This is a genomic window from Sphingobacterium sp. xlx-130 (assembly GCF_011007405.1).
Taxonomy (GTDB): Bacteria; Bacteroidota; Bacteroidia; order Sphingobacteriales; family Sphingobacteriaceae; genus Sphingobacterium; species Sphingobacterium luzhongxinii.
The window spans coordinates 87,534-110,439 of sequence record NZ_WFKN01000001.1; the positions used below are offsets into that span (position 1 = coordinate 87,534).

Below are 22,906 nucleotides of genomic sequence, written 5' to 3' on the forward strand. Positions count from 1 at the left end.
TTTTAGATTATTTTTTATCTTTTGCAAGTGGTGATACCACGCGATCGAAACCATTGAGATCAATATTACCGATCCATTTGAGGTATTCCACCATGGCTTGCACCTCTTCGGGGCTCATATCATATTTGACCATCTTGCGGCCACGCGGCCCCCATGGTATAGGCGAATTGAGTACAGCCTTTACATATTCTTCGCCGCGGCGGTCTATCACCTTCGTCAACTCAGGAGCGTAGTAGCCCCCTTCTCCCAATATAGTATGGCATCCCATGCAATTATTGGCTTCCCAGAGCTCTTTGCCTTTTACCACTTGAGGTGTTATATTCTCGTGATGGGTTTGGTCATTGGAAGGTTGAAGCGAATAAATTGATAGCCCGATAAAGACCAAAAATGTCACGACAGTACCTCCTAGAAAAAATGTTCTTGCTTGTGATTTAGATAACATGAGTCATAAGTTTGGAAAACGTAGAAAATCTGTTTGTTTCGTCCAACAAAAGTAAAGACAAAGGATTTCCTTCTTTATGACCTTACTCATATCCTGCAATATTTTTAATTTTTTGTTACGAAATATGTAAAGCGTATGCAAACTATTTGCCTTTTGCCGGTTCTGGTCTGGATGCTTATATAATCTATAAAATAGCAGAGACTACGGTACTAAAAAGAAAGACCAACAAATCCCCCACATTATTTTTCGTAACGATCGTCTATACAAAAAAATGTTCAATGGTATATGTTAAGTTTAACTGGTCTTTTTATGGTTCAAAATCGCCCAACCATTAAGGAAAACCGCAAATCCAATCATTATCAAGAAATGGTATTGAATGTTAGCAAAACCGCTTCCCTTTAGTACAATCATCCGCATAACTTCTATGAAGTATGTTATCGGGCTGATTTGTGCGATGTTATAGGCCCAACGTGGCATACTATCAATGGGTGTAAATAGTCCACTCATAAGGATAAAAATCATCATAAAGAAAAACGCTACGGACATAGCCTGTTGCTGTGTTTCGGAATAGGTAGAAATCAGCAAACCCAAGCCCAATACCGCAATCAGGTAAATGGCTAAATAGGTATATAACAACAGTAGATTGCCCGCCGGAACTATACCGTAAATCAGCCAACCGACACCGAAAAGTCCACCACTAAACACGACTAAACCGATAACCCAAAATGGGATAAGTTTGCCCAAAATAAACTGATATTTTTTGATAGGTGCTACATTGATTTGTTCGATTGTACCGACTTCTTTTTCCTTTACGATATTCAAGGCACACATATAAGCGCCAATCATTGTAACCAACAAGACCAAAATCCCCGGAACCATATAAAAGTGGTAATTCATTGAGGAGTTAAACCAATTTGAAGTCGTCACTGCAATAGTTGGCACGGGAGTCAATCTTGGTAACTGGATCCATTTCAAACGAATATCTATATTATAATCGGCAATAATCCGATTGAGGTAGGTACCACCAAGATTGGCTTTCACACCATTAATGGCATTGACCGCTAAAAACAATTGTTGTTCGTCTTGCCGTATCAGATTACGTTCAAAATCCTGCGGTATTTCCAAAATCAGATCAGCTTCGTCATTTTCCATTTGCTTAAATGCCTCAGCGAACCCGTTGGTATAATCTGTTAATTTGAAATAACTGGATGCGCCAATTTTAGCTACTAGTTGGTGTGAATATGTGGAATGATCGTGATCAACGATGGCAATATTAATGTTCTTTACTTCGTAATCGGCCGCCAAGGGAAGTATCAACAGTTGTATTATGGGTACTACGAACAGTAACGGCAATAATCCTTTGTTACGGAATATCTGCCGAAACTCTTTCTGCAATAAAAATCGTAGTGTTCTCATACCAATCTGATTTTAAATTTTTTGATATTAATTAAAAGCAAAACAAAGGTCATTCCCGACAGGATAAGTGTCTCTTTCCATATAGCCGCAAATCCCAGCCCTTTTACCATAATGGATTTGATAATGATGTAATACCATTTTGCAGGAATAATATGTGATACAAGCTGTAAAGGATAAGGCATATTCTCTAACGGAAACATGAACCCTGTAAACAGTATAGACGGCACTAACATGCCCATAAGCGAAATCAACATTGCAGATTGTTGAGAAGCGGTTACATTGGAAATCAGTAAACCTAAACAAAGTGCAGTAATGATAAAAAGCATACTCACTCCGTATAGCAATATTATACTGCCGTTCACCGGCATTCCCAACACAAAAACACTCAATAACAATATGACTGTCAGGTTTATAAGAGATAAAACAAAATACGGTATGGCTTTCGAAATAATGACCAAAAAGGGATTAAACGGCGATACCAATAAAACTTCCATCGTTCCTGTTTCCTTTTCCTTCACGATGGAAACGGAGGTCATCAACACACAAATTAACAGTAAAATGAGGGCCATAATACCGGGAACAAAATTTACCGATGCCCTTAGTTCGGGGTTGTAAATCATTCGCACTTCTGTATTTATATGGTAGGGCAGTTGTTGCAATTGTAAGATTTCATTCTGATAATCCATAATAACTTGAGAGGCGTAACTACTTAATGTAGTAGCTGTATTCGGATCGGAAGCATCGGTAATCAATTGTACCTGTGCTTTGTTTTGGTGCAGTAAATCCTTGTTGAAATTGGCGGGGAAAACAATTGCCATTTTTATTTCCCCTTGTTTGAAAGCTTTTTCGATTTGTTGATGGCTTAACAGCGATTGCTCAATTTCAAATTGCCGACTTACTTCAAATTTTCCAATAATTTGTTGAGAAGCATTATCTTTTGCATAATCGCAGATAGCGATTTTTGCATTTTTGATTTCATTGGTAAGGGCAAAACCAAAAAGTATAATCTGCACAATGGGCAGACCAAACAGCATCAACAGAGTCTTCCGGTCGCGAAAAACATGTAGAAATTCCTTTTTTACGAATGTGATGAACTGTTTCATTATTTAGTCTGATTTTCTTTTAGCTCCTCTTGCCAGTTCATAAAATACCTCATCCATTGAAGCTACAGTATATTGTTGTTTCAGATTAGCAGGTGTATCCAGCGCTTTGATTTCGCCGTCTACCATCATCGAAATACGGTTGCAGTATTCAGCTTCATCCATATAATGCGTTGTTACAAATACAGTAATGTCATTATCAGCTGCCTGATAGATCAAATCCCAAAACTGCCGTCTTGTAACCGGGTCCACGCCTCCGGTAGGTTCGTCCAAAAAAACAATCTTGGGTTCATGGAGAATAGCTACTGAAAAAGATAGCTTTTGCTTCCACCCTAAAGGCAATGAGCCTACCATTTTTTTTGCTTCACCTCCCATTCCTAATTTTGTAATAAGTTCCTCACTTTTGACTTTCAGTTGTCTATCAGATAATCCGTAAATACCCCCAAAAAAGTGGATATTTTCAAGGACCGTCAAATCTTCGTACAAAGAAAACTTTTGGCTCATATAACCAATGTTCTTTTTGATTGCTTCGGTCTGTTTATAAATATCAAACCCTGCAATGGTAGCCGTTCCCGAAGTGGGTTTTGACAATCCGCACAGCATCCGCATGGCAGTTGTTTTTCCTGCTCCATTCGCGCCGAGAAAACCGAATATTTCTCCTCTGCACACATCAAAAGTTATTTCGTTTGCAGCGATGAAATCGCCAAAACATTTTGTAAGCTTGTCGGTATGGATTACAATTTCATCGGTCATTTCCATTCATCAGTTTAATAAAGCAATCTTCAATAGTTGGTTTGATTGGCTTTAGCTCAATACTAGTATGTTGTCGATCCTTCAAAAGATAGACAAGTTCATGTTGTTGCTCATTTTCATCGTTTGAAAAAGTTATGTGATGATAAGCTCCAAAAGCGTTACAGCTTTTAATAATTTCAATTTTCCTTAAATCATCCAACAATTTTCCCATATTGTCCGACCTTACGGCAAATAACTTTTCGGCATATTGTTGGATAACGTTTTCAGGCTTATCAATGGACAAGATGCTACCGTTCTGTATCAGGGCAATGCGTTCACAGAGTATAGCTTCATCCATATAGGGTGTGGAAACCAAAATGGTAATATCTTGTTTTTTGAGCTGTTTCAGCATTTCCCAAAATTCCTTTCTCGAAACCACATCAACTCCTGTGGTAGGTTCGTCTAGAAACAATACGGTAGGACGATGGATTAAAGCACAGCACAAAGCCAATTTCTGTTTCATTCCTCCGGATAATTTTCCGGCTCTGCGGTTTTTGAAAGGTTCTAACTGCGCGTAAATATCTTTGATAAGATGATAGTTTTCCTCGATTCGGGTGTTGAATACCGTTGCAAAAAAGTTGAGGTTTTCTTCAACAGACAAATCTTGGTACAAAGAGAATTTTCCTGGCATATATCCTACTCTCTTACGGATGATTTTATAATCATTAACCACATCTAAACCGCTTATGGAAGCTGTTCCCGCATCAGGTAACAGCAAAGTGGTGAGTATGCGGAAAATACTGGTCTTGCCGGCTCCGTCAGGACCAATCAAACCAAACAGTTCGCCTTTTCCAACTTCAAAAGAAATACCTTTTACAGCTTGGACCGCTCCTTTGTTGTAGGACTTAGAAATACCATTAAGAACAACGTCTGTCATAATTATTAGAACTTAATTTCGCCATACATTCCGATTTTGAATAAACCATCATTCTTTACTTTCACTTTAATGGCATAAACCATATTTGCGCGTTCGTCTTTGGTTTGAATGGTTTTTGGTGTAAACTCAGCTTTGTCACTAATCCAGGTTACAATTCCTTCGACTTGGCGATATCCAGCTTTTCCGTCATCAGTCAACACGTTTACTTGCTGATTGAGCTTGATTTGCGGCAACTGATTTCCGGTAACATATGCCCTAAGCATAACATTGGAGAGGTCGGCAATTTTGTACAACGGCTTACCTATGCTTGCCATCTCATTAGCTTCAGCATACTTTGTCAGCACGGTTCCATTGATCGGATTGATAAGTTTGCATTTGCTCAATTGATCTTCCAATTGTTCAATCTGTACCTGCAAAGGAACAACGTCTTTGCTAATACCATCACTTAATATGCTCAACGATGATTTTTGGGCTTCGATTTGTTTCTTCAATACCTCTACTTGCGCTTTGATGTCATCCAAATGTTTTGGCGTTGCGGCATCCCCCTTTACCAGATTTTCTATCCGGTTTTTTTCTCTTTCGGCGGTCCGTAATTGTTCCTGCAACGCGGATAGTTGTACCGGAATATTTGGCTTTTTACCCAACAATGCTGTGACCTGTGTTTCCAGTTGCTTTTTCTTCAGATACAACTGAATACTGTCTATATATCCTATGTTTTGTCCGGCTTGCAAGGCTTGCCCTTCCTGTATATCAAAAGTTTTCAATACACCCTGTGCTTCAGCTGATATAATGGTTTCCTCTGCTTCAAAGGAACCAGAAGCATCAAACGTTTCCTGCTTATTATTACAGGAAACCGTTGTTAATAAATTACCTGCTATGATGATTGATATTAGAAGATGTTTCATTGTATCTATTGTTTTGTTAATTGCCTGCTGTTGTTTTGAAATTGTACCGGGCCATTAAAAGCTGTATTTCATGTAAAATCAAATTTTGCTTTGCCTGGTCTTCTGCGTTGATATACGTGAGGTAATCGTTAGTCGTTGACGTACCGTACTCCAATTGTTTTTGAGCAGATAGTTTTACATTTTCTCTCAAACGGATGATATCGTAGTCGGTCTGTATCAACTCTTGCAGTTTTGCGATTTCATTATTCTGCTGTTTGAGAGTTAAGTTCGTATTGAACAAGAATGTTTCCTTTTGTACATCCAATGAATTTTGATTGAGCGAAATCAATTTCTTATCTTGCTTTTGTGTATAAAAATTAGTTACATTCCACGAGAGGCGTACACCGCCAATATAATACAAATCAAAATCATTGTTCAGCATATTCAATCCAGGCCTACCATAACCACCGTTTACGAAAACACCGAAACGTGGCAGAGTTCGATCATCGATAAGCTTGTTCTGAACATCAAAAATTTTCTTTTGTACGTCAAATAATTTTAGTTCGGGACGATTGATTTCTGTAACCAACGAAGGCGGGTAAGGCTTTTCCAGCACAATATTTTCATCGACGGTCTGGTTTATGAAAAGTGAAAGCATATCTGTGTAACCTTTGCGTGTAGCTTTCTGTTCAATACAGCGTTGCTCGGCTTTCAGCAATTCCGCTTTCAGTATATCGGCACTACTTTTTAAAGCTATACCATTTGCTATCGCAACTTTGCTTTTTTCTACACCAGAAACAATGTCCTTTTTAAGGATTTCGGTTTGGACCAACTGTGCGTCAATCAGAAGAATACCGAAATACAATTGGTTGATACGTTCTTTCAACTTGTAGAGCTCAACTTCGACTTTTTGTTGTTCCGCAACCGTATTAGCATTTATAAATTCCCTTTGGTGCTGGACTGTAAAGAAGTCTGTAATGGGTTGAGAAATCTCTCCATACAGTTTGTACTGGTCTTTACTAATCATAGGAATATCAATACCGGGCAGTGAAATGGGGATTTGAGTAACGTCTGATTGATAACTACCTTGTCCTAAAATTTGAATTTGTGGTAACAATCCTTTTGAAGCATTGGTAATCGAATACTCTTTTGTCTTAGCAATAAGGGCATATTGCCGAACCAACGGATAGTTGCTTTGCGCAAGTTGATAACAGCCATTCAAAGTAAGCGACTTCGCATTTTGAGCAATGCCAAAACTGTTTGTTAATAAGAAGCAACTGATAGCTGTCAACGCATTTCGAAATATTACTTTTTTTCTCTTTTTAATCATCGCATTAATTGTTTTGTTTTAACCTTTTGATTAATTGACAGGCAAAAAACACACTATGTATCCAAAATACCTATTGCCCATATTGCAATCAAGGCTTTCTTTACTCCATTAGGACATTGAAATTTACCGGGTCCGAAAACAGGCTAGGCTAAGCCCCTTACAAAAAAAGGTCATGTCTAAAAGGTAAATTAAAAGGTCTACAGGCTCTAATTCAACTCTTTTCTCTTTATCTTACGGACGAGGGAAAAGTTCTCTTACATCTTTTGTAAATGCATTTGCTTTAAAACCTTCGGCTCTGCTCTTGCTCTAGCTCCTTATAAAAATAGGCAAATCAGGATTTTATATCAACAGGTTGATATAATTTTCAGCAATCGTTGTAAGATTTTCATTCATTTAAGTCTATCATTATTGACAACTGGAAATATTCTGCAACACGTTTGTTAAGTTTCTTTCTCATTCTAAGTTGAAATTATACATGCCACTATCAACTGCAGAGCCTTGTTCCGAACACATCTAATTTTGCAGAATTAGCTTAAGTAACATATGTGTGGCATTAGTTTTGTTTGAACAATTAAAAGATTAAAATAAAAAATAGCCGCATAGCAGAACTATCCAAATACGAATGTCCGCAAAGCATGCCCACTACTAGAAAATTATATCATAAGCTCGTTACTATCGGTTCGGAACTACCAGCTGGCGGATGACAAATGAAAATCAAGAAAATAAAATTAAATACATATGAAAACTGCTTTTAACATTTACAAATTAGGCCTTGGCATCCTAGCGTTAGGTTTCTTGTCTGCTTGCAGCTCTGAGAACGGCCCTTCAACAGGTAGAACTCCTCTAACAGTCAAGATAACAGATGCTCCTGCAAATTACGATGCAATACATCTTAATATCGATGAGATTGAAATAAGAACCAGTGGTGGAAAAGAGGAAATCGATATTGATGGTCTTCCTTTCGACATTCTTCAGTATCGACTTGGCAAAGACACAGTACTGGCGAGTCACGATGTACCATCGGGGTTTATTCAAGAAATTAGACTAAAATTAGAAGATACCGGCAACACCATCGTTGTCGATGGCAAAACGTATCCGTTAACCACACCGAGCGGGCAATCTTCAGGCGTAAAAATAAAAATACAGGAAGAGCTCCTTCCAGATGTCGCCTATACCCTCCTACTTGACTTTGACGCATCAAAATCTATTGTCGAAACAGGTAATGGAAAATACCTTCTAAAACCGGTAATCAGAGCCATCCCTGTAGCTGTATCAGGCACAGCCAAAGGAATCGTACTACCTGTGGCCGCTTATCCAAAAATCTATGCAATAACAGGTACAGATACCATAGGAACTATTCCAAATGAAGTTGGCAACTTTTTCTTTCCGGGTATTCCACAAGGAAACTATAAAATACTTATAGAACCTACTGTGCCTACGTACGCCCCATATACCATCGAAAGTGTGGTAATCGAGAAAGGGGTGGTTAAAGACCTTGGTACAATCAATTTAGTCGCTAAATAACTTCGTAATTTTTAGAATACCCCCCTATCTTATAAGGCTACCGTAATACAGGTAGCCTTTTTTCAACCAGTCCAGAATCTAAAAACAACAGTATACCAGTCCATTTTATCACATCCTCCCATTGATAAAGTTAGGTATCCTAACTATATTTGTTGAAGGTAATATTACCGTAGGATAAATAAACTATACGAACATGTCAAAATCAATTTTCTATCACGCTGGATGCCCCGTATGCGTTAGCGCAGAGCATGACATTATCAATCTTATTGGAGCAGACAACGTAGAGGTCGTGCATTTAGGCGAGACTAGGAATCGCATTGAGGAGGCCGAGCAAGCCGGTGTAAAATCCGTTCCTGCTTTAGTTACGTCCCAAGGAAATGTACTGCATATCAACTTTGGCGCTTCCCTTGCCGATGTAAAAGGTTAAAATTTGCCCCATTTAGGTAGTATAACTACCTTTGTGGGGCATTAATTATTAAACAGAATCAATCATAATAAACAAATAAACAATGCAAGTAGCAGTTTGGGATACCTATGTCACAAAAAAAGATGGAACAATTATGCACTTTGATATTATAGTACCGTCACATATCAATGACGCTTCCGTAATTTATACCTATGGGAAGACATATTTAAAATACAAAAATCAGGGAGGCCAACCTTTGACCTCACATGAATGCCAATTTTGTCACATAGAGCGTGTACAACCGGAATGGGAAAATGAAATAAACAATAAAGGCTTTTTCATCCATGAGATGGAAAACTGTAATTAGACATATACAATCTATGGGTAGATCTGATTTTGATCCGGAAGAACAGAATAATAATGTAGAGGGCAAAATTATAGCTTCACTAGAAAGAATAGCCCAATCTTTTCGTGTTTTATTGTGGCAGCAAAGCAAAGAATTTCCTTTGTCCCCTATACAGATACAGCTATTGATTTTCCTCCTCCATCACAGTAGTGAAAAAAGAAAAGTAAGTTATCTAGCCGAAGAATTCAACCTGACCAAAGCGACCATAAGCGATACGGTCAAAACACTGGAGCAAAAGCAACTCATCATAAAAGATTTCAAGGGACAGGACAGCAGGACTTATTCCATCAATCTCACCGAGAAAGGTAAAAATATCGCCGAGAACACTTCCCTGTTCACGAAAGAGATTCGAACTCCCATCGACAAACTTAGCGCTATTGACAAAGAGAACTTGCTCGCTAGTCTCCTGGGCATTATAACGCACCTCAATCAGACAGGAGTAATTAGTGTACAACGCATGTGTATAAACTGTTCGCACTACGAGTCGAGAGCAGATGGCGCCATCCATTTCTGTAATTTATTAAATCAAGTACTTCATACAACTGAACTGCGCATCGATTGTCCCGAACATCAAGCAAAAGCCGGCTAAGAAATTAAAATGCTGGCTAACTCACTCCTTAAAAAAATAAATTTACGATCCTTCTTTTTGTATCTTGCGGTAGTAAACATACATAAAATGGAATTTAGCACAGAAAGATATTCAACAACCCCCTATCGCCGCTGTGGGCACAGTGGTCTTTTCTTACCGGCACTGTCATTGGGGCTATGGCAAAATTTTGGAGATGTAGATGACAGTTCGATCTTTAAAGAGACTTTGATAACTGCCTTTGATAACGGAATAACCCACTTTGACTTAGCCAACAATTATGGCCCCCCTCCGGGTTCTGCGGAACGTAATTTCGGAAGAATATTAAAAGACAATTTCAGCGGCTATCGGGACGAACTTCTGATTTCTACTAAAGCAGGGTATACTATGTGGGGCGGTCCTTACGGCGATTGGGGAAGTAAAAAATATTTAGTTTCTAGTTTAGACCAAAGTCTTAAACGACTGGATTTAGAGTATGTAGACATATTTTATCACCATAGACCCGATCCATTAACACCGTTAGAAGAAACAATGGCTGCCCTTGATCTCATAGTGCGGCAAGGAAAAGCTTTATATGTTGGTCTATCCAACTACCCTCCCGATCTAGCAAAAAAAGCAATAGACTTGTTGAATTCTTTCGGTACCCCGTGTCTAATACACCAACCCAAATACTCCATGTTAGTACGGACACCAGAAGAAGGTCTACTTGATGTATTACAGGATGAAGGCGTTGGCTGCATCGCATTTTCGCCACTTGCACAGGGTCTTCTGACCAATAAATACCTTAATGGGATACCCAATAATTCCAGAGCTTCACGCGAACATTTTCTCAAATCATCAAATATTACACCTGATTTAATTGAGAAGCTTAAGAAGCTAAATGAAATAGCAGCCTCCCGTGGACAATCGCTGGCTCAAATGGCGCTTTCCTGGATTTTAAAAGATGAAAGAGTTACGTCCGTATTAGTAGGCGCTCGAAATAGAGAACAGTTGTTAGACTCTTTAAAAAGCCTTCAAAACACCCATTTTGATGGGGAGCTACTAACGAAAATCGATGATATTTTAAAAACAGAATAAGCGAACCTTCTCACACATATTGACGGCTGAGATATCGGAAATAATTCAAACACGTCTGCGTATTTTACTTCTGCGTTATGCACAATATAATTTAGGTCAAGTATCAATTCGTAACTGTCAATGCCGATTAATATTTGGTTGTCCTGATCTGATTTTATATCGCCAGTTCTCACCCAAACACCAATAAGTCTTCTAAAGCCGCTATTCTCTATCATATTCATTTCGACTGGATTGCCTAATTAATATTTATAGATCTATTGATATACAAACAATGTTTAAGATAATTACACCACCACACCATAATTGATACAGTTTGTTAAACTAGTTTAATAATGATCCGTTATCGTACTGCAAACTAGGTCTAACGATGATTTTTTTTGCAGTTCAAAACCTTTGCCAAAGTGGATCGTTTCTTTACTTTGCTTTAGTTATAAAGTCGTAAATAAAGAAAGTAGCCAAGGAACCTATGTTAAATAATCACCCACGGGTTTAATGCTTTTCATTGTGGGTAAGGTTAATTTTAGTTTACAGTCTGTATTCATCGAGAAAAATTTCTTTTAAAGGATTTCCTCCGTCGATGAAGAGCTTTCCCGATTTAGTCAGGGATTCAGCAATTTTACGTAACGTCTGCTTTTCAATGTTAGGATGCCTACCATCTAAAGCTCCGACCCTCACAGCAATAGCAATATCAAAAGGCTGTTCATCAGCATTCATATCAAAATCTTCCATGGCAATTTGCCTGAACGTGAGTTTGCCACTTTCTAGTTCATTTCTTGAAAGTGAAATGGCTTGGCTAATGGCTTTCGCAGAGCGATCGATAGCAAGTATATGCCCATTCTTTAATTGTCTGGATATTTCCCTCGCCATTGCTCCAGATCCACATCCGATTTCCAAAATTCTTGTTTCATCGTTTATGGGAAGCGCATTTACAATGCCAGTCAGCCTTTCTGATAACTTATTTTTTAGAAAAGGCTGGAACCATTGCAGGTTCAGCACTTGATGGTTACCACAGCACACAATTGATAAAACGATTAAAATACGCAAAACCTTAATTAAACATAATAAAAAAAGCAAAGCTGTACTCGTTTATGATCACGAGAATCCAATCGGAGAGATGGAAAAGATGGAGTTATACGGGTATTTTCACAGTTGCCTATCTGTTGAGTTCTACTTATTTACTTAAGTTTTTCTTCAGCTCTTTAAGCAGATCCTCCAAATAGTCGGTTTGCACTTCTTGGATTTCCAAAAGCTTTTTGTTTTGATGAATGAGCAGATGGTCTATTTTTTCGCTCAGCAATTTTATTTCCAATTCTGCTTTCAAATTGATCTTATAATCGTGTTCGCCTCTTACCCGATCTTTTTGTTCTTGCCTATTTTGACTCATCATGATGATCGGAGCTTGAATTGCCGCCAAACATGAGAGAAGTAGATTGAGGAGGATAAAAGGAAAAGGATCGAAAGGTTGGCTTTTTAGAATGACAATATTAACAATCATCCATAAAACGATAAATAAAAAAAAAGCAATGATAAATATCCAGCTGCCTCCGAAACCAGCCACTCGATCAGCTAGTTTTTGACCGATAGTTAGCTGTGACTCCAGCTCCTCCTGTATATCTTCTGAGAGAATAGAGTTATTTCTGATCGCATTCATTACATCAATATCTATGACTGCAAGTTCTCCTTTCTCCTGACTAATAAGTGAAGTAACATAAAGTCGTCTGTAATGGTTCAATTCGTCAATAGATATATAATCTTCTTTGGATAATTCGGGGTGGTCCAATAATAACAAGCTAAACACACCTTCTCTTATATCTTTACATTGTACTTCTTCGCCATTTCCGATTTCCTGTTTGCTGATATAACTGATAGTTTCCATAGGTTATTTTTTGTTAGGCTGATTTATTCTTAATTTTCTTTCCAGTAATAAAACATGTACCCGAAATGGGGTGAACTAATTTTACTAAAAATAAGAAATTATAAGCACATATCTTCAAGGATTTAGACAACAAGGATTTAATGGGTTCTTTTTCCTGCTTGTTTCTCTGGTTTCGAAAAATTGACTTCAGGATGCTATAAAACATTAATTATATCATAGTACTGGCCAGAAAAATGACTACAAGTTTATATAAGTAAGATTAAAATATACTAAGAAAAAGGGCTTAGTGATACTGCCAATTAGCGTATTAGCACTCGAAAACTTTTTCTTCTAATATTTGTTATTTATACAACACTGATTGTAGTCAAAAATACACGCAACAAATCGAAAAAACAATAAACTGTTATAAACTGAACGCTTCTTAGTGTGCGATATAAATTGTAATACCAAATAATATAATATTCAACAAACTATCTATCAACATATACACGTTGTAATATGAAAAATAAAAACTCAAACAAAAAAACGGAAATCATCGCTAGAAATGTCATCGATAATAGTGGCAAGCATATGACAACTAATGATGGGGTCCTTATCCATGATAACAACAATACCCTAAAAGCCGGAGAAAGGGGGCCGTCGCTATTAGAAGATTTTATCTATCAGGACAAACTTGCCCACTTTGACAGAGAACGAATTCCAGAACGCGTAGTACATGCAAGGGGATCAGGTGCACATGGAATTTTCGAAGCTACAGCAGATATGTCAGCTTATACCAAGGCTCAGTTTTTAAAAAAAGGGACCACAACTCCTGTATTTGTGCGTTTTTCGACAGTAGCTGGTTTCAAAGGTTCTACAGATTTAGCGCGGGATGTGAGGGGATTTTCGGTCAAATTTTACACAGATGAAGGTAATTACGATCTTGTTGGCAATAATATACCCGTATTTTTCATTCAAGATGCAATGAATTTTCCGGATGTCGTACACGCCGTAAAGCCGGAACCCAACAATGAAATGCCACAAGCGGCTTCTGCTCACGACACTTTTTGGGACTTTATATCCTTGATGCCTGAAGCCGCACACATGTCCCTATGGGTAATGTCTGATAGGGCCATTCCCCGCTCTTTACGTATGATGGAGGGATTTGGGGTACATACATTCAAATTCGTGAACGATAAAGGCAAAGCCACGTTCGTAAAATTTCAATGGAAACCTAGGCTAGGCGTCCATCAGGTGGCCTGGCAGGAAGCTCAAAAGATATCGGGTTATGATGCGGATTTCCATCGCAGAGATTTATGGGAAGCTGTAGAAAAAGGAAACTACCCTCAATGGGACTTAGGTGTACAACTTATCCCTGAAGAAGATGAATTAAAATACTCTTTTGATATACTGGATCCGACCAAATTAATTCCTGAAGAACTAGTTCCGGTAAAACTAATCGGTACGATGACACTAAACAGGAATCCTGAAAATTTCTTTGCCGAGACAGAACAGGTTGCCTTTGATCCAGGTCGTCTGGTACCGGGAATAGATTTCAGTAATGATCCGTTATTGCAAGGGCGCGTGTTTTCGTATGCAGATACACAAAACTATCGATTGGGCGGCCCCAACTTTCATGAGTTACCAATAAATAGACCCGTAGAAGGAAAATTCAACAACCAAAAAGATGGTTTTGGTAGACAGGATATACTAAAAGGTAAAGTATCCTATTTCCCAAACAGTCTTGGCGGAGGATGTCCATACCATGCAATGCTCAAAGGTGATAAGGGATTTGAATCGCATAATGAGAAGATAGATGCGAAAAAAATCAGAGGAAGGAGCTCTTCGTTTGCTGATCACTTTACGCAAGCTAGGCTTTTCTATAATTCTCAAACTCCGCCTGAACAGAAACATATCGTCAGTGCATTTAGCTTTGAACTTTCTAAGGTGAAAGATGTCGGTGTGAGACAAAGGGAACTAGCGATACTATATCAAGTAGAGCCGGAACTAGCAAGTGCCGTGGGTAGGAATATCGGCTTAGAGCCTTCTAAGACTTTAGACGAATTGACCTTACAATTTGCTAAAGCGAACCATCCAGAATACCCCGTTAAAGCTCAAAAACCAGAAGTTACTACGTCTAATGCACTTAGTATGGCCACCAAGCCCGGCCAAGGAACAATCGCCACGAGGAAGATTGCTTTTTTAGTGGCTGATGGCGTCAGTAAAAAAAGTATAGATAAATTAAAATTACCTCTGGAAAAAGAAGGGGCAGAAGTGGTATTGGTGAGTACAAACGTCGGTACACTGACCTATAAAGAAGGTGGCCAAGAAGAAATACAACATACCTATCTCACTGACGCTTCGGTATGTTTTGACGCTTTCTATACACCGGAGGGGGACTCTATAAACGTGTTGGCACAAGAACAGGATTATGTACAATTTATAAATGAAGGTTTCAGACACTGTAAAGCTATAGCTTTTGCAAAGCGAGCAGAAGAATTAATGAAATTGACATTGATTACTACAAAAAAAATAGACAAAGGAGTTATACTGGAATCAGAAGGTGAAATTACAGATCGTTTCATAACTATCTTGAAAGGTCATCGTATATGGGAACGTGAAGATGATCGTAAAGTAGCTGTCTGATTTTTTTAGGAGCTTTGGTTGTGTACATTAGAAGATAGCTACTTTATTTTTTGTGTACATGACTATTCCTACTTTCATTAATATGGCCGTTAAAAATTCCTATCCACAATTAAAAATTTCGGGCAATACGGTATAGCTAGCAGTAGTTTTGCCTGCACCCTTACAAAAGGTCAAATCCAATATATAATCACTAGGTATACCCTCCTATCCCTAGTGTGAGATTTTCTCAAAAATACGGGAGAAAAAAAGTATCGTATCTATACGGAAAAACGAAATTGCCAAGATGATTTTAAACCACTCGGATCCTTCTCCAATTGACAATTCGGGAGAAAAATACAAAAATTAAACTATTGGAGATACTCCTCATCAGTAACCTGTTTCAACCATACAGCACCACCTATATTGGTATTTGTCCCTATAGCTACATGCGTCATGGTGTCGGTAGTCGTAGCGCCGTGCCAATGTTCTATATGAGGAGGACACTTGACAACCTGTCCTTTTTCAATAATCTCTACAGGCTTCCCCTTCTCTTGGTATAAACCTTTACCCTCGGTAACCAATAATATCTGCCCTCCTTTGTGGTAATGCCAATTGGTTCTAGCACCAGGAGCAAAAGTCACCGATCCGATATTGACATTAAAGGTCGTATCACTCTCCGCTAAATAGTGAAGCCAAACTGTTCCCACAAAATTTTCGCTCACTACTTTTTCTCCTCTAGCAAAAACAGGCTCTTCATTCGTTTTCAATGCTGAAGTCTGTACATTACAACAAGCCGTAAATAAAACGGGTAAAGCAAAGAATAAATAATTAAAAGGAAGCTTCATCATTATAAGTTTTTATGGTAAAATTCTACTAGTTTATCAACCGCTTGCGCTACATACTCAGGTTTCCAATATGTTTGTATATGGGTAGCCCCATCGATTAGAAACATCTCTTTACTTTTCGCATTTATCGCTTTAGGAAATGCCTCGTCGGTCATGTATTTGGTATCTGACTTACTTCCAGATATCATTAACAAAGGTTGATCTAAAAGCTCTATTTGATCCGTAGCGTCCCAAGTCATCAATTCCATGAGACTACTGGTCGTATACAGAAAGGTAGAATTCGGATGTGCATGTGATCTGTAGTAGTATTCGTAGCCCTCACGATACAGATCGGTACTGGTCTTAGCGATCTCTTCGTCCGTGATACTAGCGACACCAGAAAAAAGCACTTCTCCGCCCGCAGCCTCTTGTTTACGCGCATCGGAAGCCTGTTTCATTCGTTGCGCCACCGTATTTATTTGTGAGTTCTGAAAACCATTACGACGTACTTCGCCCGAGTTAAACATACTCAATGTCGCCACGGCTTTTAACCTTTTATCTGACTGCGCAGCTTTTAACGTATAACCGCCACCACCACATATACCCAAAGCTCCTATACGCTCGGTATCGACGCCAGGAAATTGGCTGATATAATCGGCCATGCCACGAATATCTTCAACACGGAAGAAAGGTTTGTCCGTATGACGAGGTTCTCCTCCGCTTGCTCCTTGAAAAGTAGCATCAGCTGCTATAGCGATGAACCCAGCTTCTGCCAATCGTTGCGCATACAAACCTGCTGTCTGCTCTTTGATACCGCCATTGGGGTGCGCTACAGTTATAGCAACATACTTCTTTTGTGGGGCATAGTTGGCAGGCAAATATACATTTGCAGCGATGTCGTTCCCGTTTAATTTATAGGTTACGGGTTGGATATTTACTTTACCTTTTTCATTTTTGGTAATAGCACCGTCATACACCAATGTGAAAGGATTTTGTTCATATCGCTTTTGTATAGTTTGTGCGTTTACTATATTCATAAAGGAAAGTGTTGTCAATGCGATGATTGATGCTAACTTGTTCATTGTTGTATTATTTTAGGATGAATAGTATTTGTCAAACCTGAGCTTGGTATATTCCTTATAAATGCTATTTAGGAAGTCTGCGGCTTGTCAACCATTTAACAATTTCGGGATCGCGATGGCTGAAAAATAGACTTTCTTTCGTGTCTAGCGATTGAATAGTAAGCATATCCTCTGCAGTCAATTCAAAATCAAAAACGTCTATATTTTCAATCATTCTTCCTCTATTTACTGATTTTGGAATTACAGCCACCCCTCTTTGGGTAAGCCAACGCAGTACAACCTGCGCTACGCTCTTATTATACTTCTTGCCAATGGAAGTCAATAATTCGTTATTAAAAAGGTCGTTCTTACCTTCTGCAAAGGAAGCCCAAGACTGTATTTGGATATTGTTTTCCGTTAAGAATTTTTGCGTTTCAATCTGCTGATAGAATGGGTGTGTTTCGATCTGATTTACCGCTGGTACAATTTCATTAAAAGCCATTAAATCTACAACTCGATCTGGATGAAAATTGCTAATACCGATAGCTCGGATTTTCCCTGCTTTGTATAGTTCTTCCATCGCGCGCCAAGAGCCGTGAATATCACCATAAGGTTGATGAATTAAATACAGATCCAAATAATCTAATTGCAACTTATTGAGGGATCTTTCAATTGCTTCCTTTGTTTTTTCGTAGCCTGTATCTTCAATCCAAAGTTTGGTCGTAATAAACAACTCTTCCCTCGGTACTGCACTTCTTTTGATTGCTTTACCAACTGCCGTTTCGTTTTGATAAGATGTAGCCGTGTCTACAAGACGATACCCTGATTCTATTGCTGTTAAGACGCTTTGCTCGCACTCCTCCAGGTTTGTTATCTGAAAAACGCCAAAACCCAAAATCGGCATTTCTACTCCGTTATTTAATGTTACTTTCTCCATTTTTTTTATGATTTAATGCTGTTGAACATTATATTTTTCTTATTTCTTCTGACGGCTCTTAAGCACTTCGTCCAAAACTATCTTCGCATCTTCAGATTCCTTTTTGCCAACTGTAGATTCTATAACTGTTATAAATTGCTTCAACTGTTTGCCTGATAAACCTACATTCAAACAGATACCAAAATGCGATCGGAGCATTGGCTCAACACCGCCAATGCTGCTCAATACTGCAATAGTTACCAATTCTCTTTCGGCATAGGTCAGTACATCACGTTCAAAAATATCTGCAAAAAGATGCTCTTTGAGAAAAATCTCTATTGTAGGAGCAAATGCCGAATAGCCTGTCTGTGGTCCATTTTGAGTTGCACCTAATAGGGAGTCTAAAACTGCTTTACCTCTGTCGTATTTACTAGCATCATAACATATAGGCGATGCCTCTGCTCCTAACTTATCTTTTATTCCTCTAGCTTCTCGGTCATCTAGAACAGTCATGAAGGTTTGTAATCCACGGATACTACGCGGGAAACCAGCATAAGCATAGGTATGAATAATAACTTCTTTGATCTGATTGATAGTCAATCCGGCATCTAAGCCTGCATGCAATTGAATAGCTAAGTTAGGCAAAGAACCTTTACCCGTCAATGCAGCTATTTGCACGATAGACTGCTGCTGTTTACTCAACCTATCCAGTACCTGTGCATTTGTTAGAGTTGTAGTAATAAATAGTGTAAACAGTAATAATTGTATTCCTTTAATCATTATTATTCATCTTAACTGATCTTGCTAACTTTGAAAATGTAAGTGATCCCATTTTCCATTCACCATTTTCCTTGACATATACTTCTGCCACCATAAAAGGATTCATAACGGTATTGCCTCCGACGACTGCTTCTAGATCTATATCATTAAGCAAAATAGCCGTATTACCAATTACATTGAGCGTCACCGAATATACCTCTGCTTTCTTATACCATATCCCACCGCTCTTAATTACATCGAGCTCACGTTGCTTGCCCCATGATCCGCCCATATGAACAAACATAGATTTCTCATGAAATAGCTTATTCAGTTCGTCTGTATTTTTATCGGCCATCCAAGTCCATTTCGATGCTGAAAGGGCTTTTAGCTGTTCTTCATCATTCATCGCATTATCTTTTGTTCTTTCTAAGTTTAAATAGGTTTGTTCATCTACTGACTGTAACCAAGTCGTGCTACTCTTAGGAGAAACAGCTACATAAGTAACACCTGTAGTCGGTGTAGAACCATGCCAATGCTCCACACCTGGAAGACACTTCACGACATCACCTTTCTTTACCAATTGTGCAGCTTTACCTTTTTCCTGATAATAGCCTGCTCCATCTGTAATTAATAATATTTGGCCAGCAGAATGCGTATGCCAATTCAGCTTCGCATTGGGCGCAAAAACAGCGAGTGATATTTGCGAATTAATATCTTTATCGGCAGCATTTAATTCGCGTAACCATACATCGCCTGTATGATTTACATTTTTAGCCTTTTCACCCAATGTAAAAATGGACTGATCTTGCGCCATTACATTTACCGTACTAACGGTTAATAGCAATACTGTTAAATAGATTAATTTCTTCATGATATCTACTGCTTTTAATATTTTTCCAATTAATGCTGTCTACCCTATTTGACCACCCCTATACGAATCAACCATTTGTCTATTTCTTGCTTCACCTGAACTTCTCTATCACCTTCCATCACATAAAAAACACCGTCTCGTTCGATCCCTCCTTTAGTAGAAAAACCGTTCAATACTTTACTATTTGAACACAACTGCTTCACCGTTTCAAAACTACTCCCAATTCCATACCCCGCATTGGTATTAAATGGAATGACTGTTTTGCCGCTTAAATCATATTGATTCAAAAAGCTTTTCATCGGAGGGGGCAGTTGCATGCCCCAGGTCGGAAATCCAATGAAAATGATATCGTATTTTTTAATACTGTCAATTTTCGTTTTCAAAGGAGGTAAAAAGCCTCTTGCATTTTCACTTACGACCTGATCTACCGTCGTTTTATAATCTACTGGATAAGGTGTTTGTAACTCCAACTCAACTAGGTCACTACCAACCTTTTTATTGATCATCTCAGCGACAGCTTTAGTGTTTTTTGTTCTTGACAAGTATACAATCAATAGTTTCTTATCATTAATAAGCTCGCCTTTTCCTACAGGTAACTCTGAAGCTCTGGAACAAGAGGTGAGCATCAAAAATATGACGCCTATCCAAAGGCTATAGTTTTGAATAATTTTCATCCTACTCTTTATTTTTTGATTACTTACTTAAACCTTTTTCCTTTAGCCATTTCGATAATTCATCGGCCACTTGGATATTATTGAGATCTGAAAAAGGAAAGTGTGTATTACCTTTGATACCGACTTCGGGAAGGTGTACCACCTGAGCGTCTCCACCATGTTTATTAATAGTAGCAGCCCATAATCTAGCCATCTCTAAACCTGAGCGCCAATGATCCATATTCCAAACCTTACTTGGCTCTTTAGCAATATTATCACCGTAATAAACAACAATTGGAAGCTTAGTTAGTTTTTTAAAATCTTCTAACGAAATTTCTACTCCTTTCAATTCTCCAAACAACCCACTAGACGGAATTGCAGCAGGAAGCTCCCCTTTTGGAAACACAAAACCGCTGTAAGGCTCATAAGCGACAATACCTTTTACCTTATCGTTTTGGATGGTTGTCATCCAACCGGGACCGCCACCTTGCGAGTGCGTAACCAATATCCCTTCGCCTATTTTATCAAATAAGGAAGAGATCGCATCGCTTACGACTTTTGTATCAAAAGCTCCTGTATTAGGAGTCATCTGTCTATAAAACTGCTCGAGAGATTGCGACTCTTTCGGAAATTGAACATTTGGAAAATAGTCTGGATAGTTACCTAGTCTAAACTGCGTGAACCAAAACTGCTCATCGCCAGTCGGTTTTACAGTCCCTTCAACCATACTTTTACCAGCTTCACCTCGTCTCGGTTGATCCAGCAAATAAACGGCATAGTTGCGACGTAAAAATATATTTTGGAAACCCTCTCGACCATCTGCTGTAGTCTCCCATGTCTTCTTGGACTGTCCCGCACCATGCAGGAAAACTAGTGGAAGTTTACGAGCCTTTACAGGTTTTTGATAGAACACATAAGCATGGTCGCCATGAAAGGTCTGTCCAGTCGAAGCCAACGCATTTTCTACTGAAAATCTTCCAGGAACAACCATCTGCGTGCCGCCAACCATAAAGCTTCCTTGTTCAGCAATAAGCAATATTCCTGTTTTCTGTTGTGCTGTAAGAGGTTTAATGAAACCACAAATACCGATCAATAAAAAAAGATATTTTCTTGTCCGATTTTTCATGAAAATTAAATTATTTGTTTACAATAGATGCTACTTGTTTATATTCTTCCGCTGAAACAGCTTCATGCCAGTTAATCAAATCATTAGACTTTTGCGAAGTCACACTAATAAATGTAAGTTGGGAATCAGGCGCAGCTCCAACCCAATGGTATAGTCCTGGGATAGTCTCTATACGATCGCCTTTGCGTATGGCTATAGCTTCCTTGCCTTTAGATTGATAGTATCCTTCCCCTTCCGTTACTATTAAAACTCTACCTCCTGGTAATGACTGCCAATTAAAATAACTACCTGCAGCTAATTGATAGTTCGACACTCGAATGTCTGTATATAATGAATCTGTTGTCAGTCCTTGAAATACACCTTGCCCTTGAAGCTTTTTGGAATCAATTGGAGCTTCTGCTAAATCAGTAAACATTGCAGCTTCGGTACAGTGCATATCCTTTAAGTGACGGCTTGTAAAACCAACTATTATCGTCAATACGACTATCGATGCTACTGTATAAATGTACTTTTTCATATCTATTTATCTTTTTTAAACTAAGACAAACTTCGAAATAATAGTAACTCTATTTATATATACGCCGACCAAAGCGAAAAATTTGTGGCTAAAGGCGAAAATCTTAACCAGTTATCATCCAGTCCTTAAAGGCTGCCGCTTTATTTTTGCTGATATAGATAGGCTCAGGTACATCTGTACTCAAAGTAACCAATAGACGACTATCAAACCAAATAGTGATATCCTTGATCGCATACCGCGAGATGATAAACTGCTTATTAGCACGGTAGAATAGTGCTGGGTCGAGCGTCTGAAAGATCTGATCCAAAGTCTTGCTGTAGGGATATTGTGCCCCCCCTTGCAGCTGTATTACAGTATTTTTGTCTGTGGTATAGAAATAGGAAATTTCTGCTAGCAGAATTGGCAACAATTTATCTTTTACAGGAATCAGGAGCCGTTCGCTATAACTTTTTGTAGGGCTCAAATTGCTTATTTGTGATATATAGGCAAGAATATCGGGTTGCGAAAACTTCTTAAACTTGTCCAATGCACGTTGCAACTCATGGTTCTTTATAGGCTTTAATAGATAGTCTATACTATTGACCTTGAATGCTTCGATAGCGTACTCATCATATGCAGTTGTAAATATAATAGGCACCTCTACGGTAATATAATCGAATATCAAAAAGGAAGAACCATCCGAAAGATGAATATCCATCAATATGAGATCAGGTGTCTGATTATCGTTCAACCATTTAATGGTCTGCGATACACTTTCCGTATTTCCGATTATCTCAATAGTAGAATCTATTTCCTTTAGTATCTCGAACAGGGTTTCATATGCTGCAGTTTCGTCTTCGACAATCAGGATTTTCATAGC

24 protein-coding genes are annotated in these 22,906 nt (G+C 38.5%); 6 read left to right on the plus strand and 18 right to left on the minus strand.

Annotation, left to right across the window (positions count from 1 at the left end):
- Window positions 1-7: 7 nt before the first annotated feature.
- The 7 genes from G7B18_RS00340 to G7B18_RS00370 form a co-directional block, all read right to left on the minus strand.
- Window positions 8-442, minus strand: a complete 435-nt coding sequence (locus tag G7B18_RS00340; protein WP_164111855.1) for a c-type cytochrome — start codon at window positions 440-442, stop codon at window positions 8-10.
- A gap of 294 nt (window positions 443-736) precedes the next feature.
- On the minus strand, window positions 737-1,858 hold the full coding sequence (locus tag G7B18_RS00345; RefSeq protein ID WP_164111856.1) for an ABC-2 transporter permease: 1,122 nt from the start codon (window positions 1,856-1,858) through the stop codon (window positions 737-739).
- Window positions 1,855-2,961 carry an ABC transporter permease gene (locus G7B18_RS00350; protein WP_164111857.1) on the minus strand — a complete coding sequence of 369 codons (1,107 nt, stop codon included), beginning with the start codon at window positions 2,959-2,961 and terminating at the stop codon, window positions 1,855-1,857. Before G7B18_RS00350 ends, G7B18_RS00345 begins: the two co-directional genes overlap by 4 nt.
- Before the next feature lie 3 nt (window positions 2,962-2,964).
- On the minus strand, window positions 2,965-3,711 hold the full coding sequence (locus tag G7B18_RS00355) for an ABC transporter ATP-binding protein (protein ID WP_164111858.1): 747 nt from the start codon (window positions 3,709-3,711) through the stop codon (window positions 2,965-2,967).
- Window positions 3,701-4,627: an ABC transporter ATP-binding protein gene (locus tag G7B18_RS00360; RefSeq protein ID WP_164111859.1), complete on the minus strand. Its 927-nt coding sequence runs from the start codon at window positions 4,625-4,627 to the stop codon at window positions 3,701-3,703. The genes G7B18_RS00355 and G7B18_RS00360 overlap by 11 nt, the downstream gene beginning before the upstream one ends.
- A 5-nt stretch (window positions 4,628-4,632) precedes the next feature.
- A complete protein-coding gene (locus G7B18_RS00365; protein ID WP_164121818.1) occupies window positions 4,633-5,532 on the minus strand; it encodes an HlyD family secretion protein in 900 nt (299 codons plus the stop codon).
- A 16-nt stretch (window positions 5,533-5,548) separates the two neighbouring features.
- Window positions 5,549-6,841 carry a TolC family protein gene (locus tag G7B18_RS00370; protein ID WP_164121819.1) on the minus strand — a complete coding sequence of 431 codons (1,293 nt, stop codon included), beginning with the start codon at window positions 6,839-6,841 and terminating at the stop codon, window positions 5,549-5,551.
- 738 nt (window positions 6,842-7,579) lie between these two features.
- Here G7B18_RS00370 and G7B18_RS00375 point away from each other — a divergent pair.
- The 5 genes from G7B18_RS00375 (at window position 7,580) to G7B18_RS00395 (ending at window position 10,840) form a co-directional block, all read left to right on the plus strand.
- Entirely contained in the window at window positions 7,580-8,365 is a 786-nt protein-coding gene (locus tag G7B18_RS00375; RefSeq protein ID WP_164111862.1) for a DUF4382 domain-containing protein, read from the plus strand.
- 193 nt (window positions 8,366-8,558) lie between these two features.
- A complete protein-coding gene (locus G7B18_RS00380; protein ID WP_164121820.1) occupies window positions 8,559-8,792 on the plus strand; it encodes a thioredoxin family protein in 234 nt (77 codons plus the stop codon).
- Window positions 8,793-8,874: 82 nt separating this feature from the next.
- On the plus strand, window positions 8,875-9,138 hold the full coding sequence (locus tag G7B18_RS00385) for a DUF2024 family protein (RefSeq protein ID WP_164111864.1): 264 nt from the start codon (window positions 8,875-8,877) through the stop codon (window positions 9,136-9,138).
- A gap of 13 nt (window positions 9,139-9,151) precedes the next feature.
- Window positions 9,152-9,766 (plus strand): MarR family winged helix-turn-helix transcriptional regulator, encoded by a 615-nt coding sequence (locus G7B18_RS00390; protein WP_164111865.1) that lies wholly within the window; start codon window positions 9,152-9,154, stop codon window positions 9,764-9,766.
- An 87-nt stretch (window positions 9,767-9,853) separates the two neighbouring features.
- A complete protein-coding gene (locus G7B18_RS00395; RefSeq protein WP_164121821.1) occupies window positions 9,854-10,840 on the plus strand; it encodes an aldo/keto reductase in 987 nt (328 codons plus the stop codon).
- Between the two features lie 525 nt (window positions 10,841-11,365).
- Here G7B18_RS00395 and G7B18_RS00400 read toward each other — a convergent pair.
- Together G7B18_RS00400 and G7B18_RS00405 are read right to left on the minus strand one after the other, a co-directional pair.
- On the minus strand, window positions 11,366-11,914 hold the full coding sequence (locus tag G7B18_RS00400; protein WP_205600302.1) for a class I SAM-dependent methyltransferase: 549 nt from the start codon (window positions 11,912-11,914) through the stop codon (window positions 11,366-11,368).
- Window positions 11,915-12,011: 97 nt separating this feature from the next.
- On the minus strand, window positions 12,012-12,716 hold the full coding sequence (locus tag G7B18_RS00405; RefSeq protein WP_164111867.1) for a DUF1003 domain-containing protein: 705 nt from the start codon (window positions 12,714-12,716) through the stop codon (window positions 12,012-12,014).
- A 498-nt stretch (window positions 12,717-13,214) separates the two neighbouring features.
- On the opposite strand from G7B18_RS00405, the gene G7B18_RS00410 reads away from it, so the two are divergent.
- Window positions 13,215-15,341: a catalase gene (locus G7B18_RS00410; protein ID WP_164121822.1), complete on the plus strand. Its 2,127-nt coding sequence runs from the start codon at window positions 13,215-13,217 to the stop codon at window positions 15,339-15,341.
- A 347-nt stretch (window positions 15,342-15,688) separates the two neighbouring features.
- Here the strand turns inward: G7B18_RS00410 and G7B18_RS00415 are convergent, their stop codons facing one another.
- The 9 genes from G7B18_RS00415 to G7B18_RS00455 form a co-directional block, all read right to left on the minus strand.
- Window positions 15,689-16,168, minus strand: a complete 480-nt coding sequence (locus G7B18_RS00415) for a cupin domain-containing protein (RefSeq protein ID WP_240452728.1) — start codon at window positions 16,166-16,168, stop codon at window positions 15,689-15,691.
- Window positions 16,168-17,226 (minus strand): alpha/beta hydrolase, encoded by a 1,059-nt coding sequence (locus tag G7B18_RS00420; RefSeq protein ID WP_164121823.1) that lies wholly within the window; start codon window positions 17,224-17,226, stop codon window positions 16,168-16,170. Before G7B18_RS00420 ends, G7B18_RS00415 begins: the two co-directional genes overlap by 1 nt.
- Before the next feature lie 64 nt (window positions 17,227-17,290).
- On the minus strand, window positions 17,291-18,142 hold the full coding sequence (locus G7B18_RS00425) for an aldo/keto reductase (RefSeq protein ID WP_164111871.1): 852 nt from the start codon (window positions 18,140-18,142) through the stop codon (window positions 17,291-17,293).
- 39 nt (window positions 18,143-18,181) lie between these two features.
- Window positions 18,182-18,901, minus strand: a complete 720-nt coding sequence (locus G7B18_RS00430) for a carboxymuconolactone decarboxylase family protein (protein WP_164111872.1) — start codon at window positions 18,899-18,901, stop codon at window positions 18,182-18,184.
- A complete protein-coding gene (locus G7B18_RS19020) occupies window positions 18,894-19,751 on the minus strand; it encodes a DUF4440 domain-containing protein (protein ID WP_164121824.1) in 858 nt (285 codons plus the stop codon). Before G7B18_RS19020 ends, G7B18_RS00430 begins: the two co-directional genes overlap by 8 nt.
- A gap of 44 nt (window positions 19,752-19,795) precedes the next feature.
- Entirely contained in the window at window positions 19,796-20,425 is a 630-nt protein-coding gene (locus G7B18_RS00440) for a flavodoxin (protein ID WP_164111874.1), read from the minus strand.
- A gap of 19 nt (window positions 20,426-20,444) precedes the next feature.
- Window positions 20,445-21,530 (minus strand): alpha/beta hydrolase, encoded by a 1,086-nt coding sequence (locus tag G7B18_RS00445; protein ID WP_164111875.1) that lies wholly within the window; start codon window positions 21,528-21,530, stop codon window positions 20,445-20,447.
- Window positions 21,531-21,540: 10 nt separating this feature from the next.
- Window positions 21,541-22,047, minus strand: coding sequence for a hypothetical protein (locus G7B18_RS00450; RefSeq protein ID WP_164121825.1), 507 nt, complete (start codon window positions 22,045-22,047; stop codon window positions 21,541-21,543).
- A gap of 103 nt (window positions 22,048-22,150) precedes the next feature.
- Entirely contained in the window at window positions 22,151-22,903 is a 753-nt protein-coding gene (locus G7B18_RS00455) for a LytR/AlgR family response regulator transcription factor (protein ID WP_164111877.1), read from the minus strand.
- Window positions 22,904-22,906: the final 3 nt, after the last annotated feature.